Origin of the sequence: Protofrankia sp. Cas8 (genome assembly GCF_963555845.1) — a bacterium.
Taxonomy (GTDB): domain Bacteria; phylum Actinomycetota; class Actinomycetes; order Frankiales; family Frankiaceae; genus Protofrankia.
Window position 1 is genome coordinate 1 of record NZ_CAUVXI010000326.1, and the last position, 3,939, is coordinate 3,939.

Annotated in this window: 2 protein-coding genes; both read right to left on the reverse strand. The window is 62.4% G+C overall.

The features are described from left to right. Positions 1-39: 39 nt before the first annotated feature. The gene (locus U9977_RS26255; protein WP_322751958.1) at positions 40-2,607 is read right to left on the reverse strand and encodes an NB-ARC domain-containing protein; all 2,568 of its coding nucleotides are present in this window, start codon (positions 2,605-2,607) and stop codon (positions 40-42) included. 4 nt (positions 2,608-2,611) lie between these two features. Continuing rightward, entirely contained in the window at positions 2,612-3,118 is a 507-nt protein-coding gene (locus U9977_RS27320) for a toll/interleukin-1 receptor domain-containing protein (protein WP_416210789.1), read from the reverse strand. Positions 3,119-3,939: the final 821 nt, after the last annotated feature.

Below are 3,939 nucleotides of genomic sequence, written 5' to 3' on the forward strand. Positions count from 1 at the left end.
TCAGGGTGGTCGGGGCCCAGCCAATCGTGTGAGGTCGTGTCAAGACGTTGAAAGTAGTCGGCGGCGGCTGCGACTAGGCCAGCCTCTCCGAGGCTGGTGCCGGCTCGATAAAAGAACCGGGTGCCCATCGGGATGCCGCAGGGCGTCGGGGACGGTGTTGTTGACCACGTTGGTGTTGGCGCGTAGCGCCTGGGCGAGGTTGATGTCGCGTTCGACCTCCGGCCAGGCGGCCAGTAGCGCGTCGCCAGCGGCCCGGGCCAAGGCGTGCTGCCGGTCGGGCGGCAGCGACTCGCGAACCGCACGTTGGATGAGTGGGTGGACCCGGACGGTCTGATGTGGGTCGGTGGGGGTGTGCTCAAGGAGGCTGAGTCGGTGCATGGCGCGCAGCGCGTCGCGGGCAGCCGCCGCGTCGACGGGACGGGCGTAGTTTTCATCGGACTGTTTCGGCTGATTGCCAGAGGTGCGGTGGCGCGTGAGATAGGCCAGCGCGGGTGGGCTGGTGAGCACGGCTTCGGGAATGCCGTGGGGGTCTAGGACGGCAGCGAGCTGGAGCATGGGGTGGGCCAGGCCGACAGGGCGGAGGCGGTCAGCGAGCTCGATGGACAGGGACCAGGCAGCAGCCACAACCGCCGGCTGGCCGTCGGGCAGGCTGTCGGGGGACAGATCGGCTAGGGTCCGGCGGCGGTCGGCCAGTCGGGCCCGATAAGCCGCGCAGTTCAGGTCCAGATCGGCGAGGTAGGCGGATGCCTGGGCGAGGGCGAGCGGTAGATGCCCCAGGTCCGCGGCCAGGGCAGCGATCTGCGCAGGATCGTCGTGGCGGTGATGGTAGGCGAGTTTCTCGGTGAGGAACGCAGCGGCCTCGTCAGCGGTGAACAGACCGACGTCGACTCGCCGGCGACCCGCAGCAGTCAGCGCTGCGTCTCTGCGCCGCGTGGTTACCAAAACGCGGCCATTTGAATGGATCGGGGGCCACAGGTTGCGTAGATCATCAGACTCGTACAGGTCATCCAACACGATCAGCCACCGCTTGTCGGTGGTCGCCAGCCAAGCCAACAAAATCTCGGCGGCGTCCGGGTCGGTAGGGTCGGCGCCGGCCACCACACCGGCGGCGTTCGTGTAGGCAGCCTGGATCGTATCGCGGCTGTTCGCGGTAACCCACATCAATAGATCAACGTCGCCAGCGTTCCAGGTACGGTGGGCATAGTGCGCCGCGATCTGGGTTTTACCTACCCCGCCCATGCCAGAAAGGAGCATCCATGGCGCCGTCCTTCCATTCCCAGCCATGTCGTCGAGCGTGTCGAGCGCTGTCCGGTACTGGAAACAGTCCGCCTCCTGGGGGATCACGCCAATCTGACATGGCCATGTCACCAGGTTTCGCGATGCAACACTGACGGAGGTCTCGCCGCCAACTTCGGGCAGGCGGTGCAGGCGCACTACAACAAATCTTTCTTTCTGGATTACAGTCGGTGAATTTACACCCAATGCCCGACAATTTTCCACTGCGGTTGGGATACCGCTTCCCTCCCCCTCCACGTACTTGGTCCAGGCTAGGAGGCGGGCAAGTTGGAAATTACGCTTGATTGACTCGCCTTCTAGTTGCTCCAAGTCTATGGGGACATTAGATGCCAGTTCGCGTCCGCACCAGGTTCCGGGGCTAGTTATTTCCAAGCGGTCGGAAAAAAGTCGCACGTGTACGCAGGCGTCATCGCGAGTGTAGTCGCGATGGACAATAGCATTGGCGACAATTTCACGCACCGCAACCAGCGGAAATAGGTAAAAGTCCTCGGCCTGGGCTGAGTTCGGCGAAGGGCGCTCTCCGTATTGCGTGTGTTGCTTCACGAATTCCACTGCAAGGCGGATCTGCGAGCGCGCAGCCCCTTCTAGGGTCACGCTTTCTCGGCTGGCAGACCGGCTGGTTCCGAAGTATCTGACGCATTTTACTGCAAAACTCGCCTCCCCCGGAGAGGGATGTCTAGAGAAGAGTAAGGCGCCTGTACGAGTGAGGCAGCCCTGCATCCACAGCCCTGCACTTTCCAAGAACTGTCGCGGTGACAAGGATGCCGGGTAAACGGTCAGCACCTCGCTGCGTAATTCGTCACGGAAAGCTTTGAGCGCTTCGAAGTCGAACTCGACGAGGCCCGAGGGCTCGTCCAGGAACTGGCCGCCTGGCCGGGCCGCACCTGCCGTCTGGGAGGAATCAGGACGCGGATGCCTCGGGGGAAAGCATGAATGAAGTGCGGTCAAGAGGTCAGCGAGTGCCTTCGCCTCGTTGTCACAGTACCGAGCCACGACGGTATTGACCGCCAGTTGGTCAACATAGGCATCTGTGTCCATCTGCACAACAAAAACCCGAGGCGGTCCGCTCACCCTGGCAGCGTTGACAATTTGATGCGTCCAAGCGCTTCCTACAGCCTTGCTGGTGGCGCACAGTACGACCGGGGTATTGCGCTTAAGCGCACGAGTGGCTTCGCCGACGATCGATTTACCGACTTCCACGGTCCCATTGTGAATCACCGCATATCCAGCCGAACGAAGCGGCTCGGCGATGATTTCAGCTAGGTGCACCTCATCGTCGGCTGCCGCAACATAGACTTCTTGGCTGTCCATCTATCTACCGCCGCAGGGCCCTGTCCAGGGCGGCAATGCCAGCGTCCCAGTCGGCTACTAGATCCGCGTACTTGATGTCGGCGAGGATCGATGGCGGCTCGCCTCCAGTGAGTCGCGCAGGAACCAGGCGGACCGACGCCCCGTTCAGCTGCCGAGCAAGGGTGGACATCCACTCTTGGCTGATCCACGGTGCAAGAACGCCCGCATCCGAGTAGCACAGTACGACGTGCGTGGCAGAACTCAGACCTTCGTTGATCTTACCTACGATCGAATCTGCAAGGTCGATCCTCCACACATCCAACCAAACTTCGTGGCTGCGGTCACGGAGGTCGACCGCAAGTTTTTCGGCGGCTTCGTGATCCTGGCCCCGGTGGCTGATGAAAACGCCTGGCAATGAAGATCCTCTCGTAGCGGCCGCTCCCGAACGGCATCCGATGGAATATACTTCTATAGGGTCCGAGAGAGAGCTATTTTGCGGACAAAGAACCCCTGGTTCCACAAGTTTACCCACCGGCAGCGTCCCACCGGCGCGCTGGTACAAGTTCTCCTTTTTGTCCTAGTTTGATGATGCGACGGCGAAAGATTACAGAAAGTAGTCGTGTTTGCTTGCGGGTCGGGAAGCTCGGGCTGTCCTGGGGCATCCGTGCTCGTCGGACGGGGCCGTCCGCGACGTGGTCTCAGTCTTGATGGGCGCCGGTCGTAGCGGTGATCGGGTCGGTTAGCCTGCCCGGTCGACGGTGGCACCATAATGATCATGATGGCGCTGGTAAGTCAAGGATCGACACCGGTCCGTTGGCAGGAAAGCCTGCTCGCTGCTCACTGAACAGGTTGGGCCATCAACGGGCCACAAAGCGGGGGCGGCGGGAGGACAACCAGGGCCACTCCGGACTTACGTCTGCTGTGATAGGCGAGGTTGCGTCGGCTGTACATCAACTTCCCAAGCTTGCAACGGTGCTTCCGCACGCTTACTCCGGCCGGCGCAAGGCGCACACCTGGTCTGAGGCTTGGTCTCGTTCACCGTCGTTCAGCGAGGGTCGCGGCAGTGCCGGCGAGCCTAGTCACGCCAGCGCGCCGGACGGTTGGGGACGACGGTGGACGCGCCACCGTGGCGCTGAAAAGCGGAAGGCTCAGCCGACATTGCGGAACGACCGGCATCGAAGGACTGCAGTGCAACCACCGTCAGGGTAGTACCAGATCCAGCAGCGCGTCGGCTGTTCGTCTCGCTCCCTGCCCGTCGCTGAACCACTGCCAGCCGGCGCCGCCCTGTCGACGGGCACTCTCTAGCAAGATCGGCCATCTCTCGGGCGCGGGCCAAGTCTCCGCGACCTGCGC

What these genes read in the sequence shown, in the direction of transcription:
- U9977_RS26255 (WP_322751958.1), bottom strand. Translation starts at nt 2,607, where the DNA reads ATGGACAGCCAAGAAGTCTATGTTGCGGCAGCCGACGATGAGGTGCAC.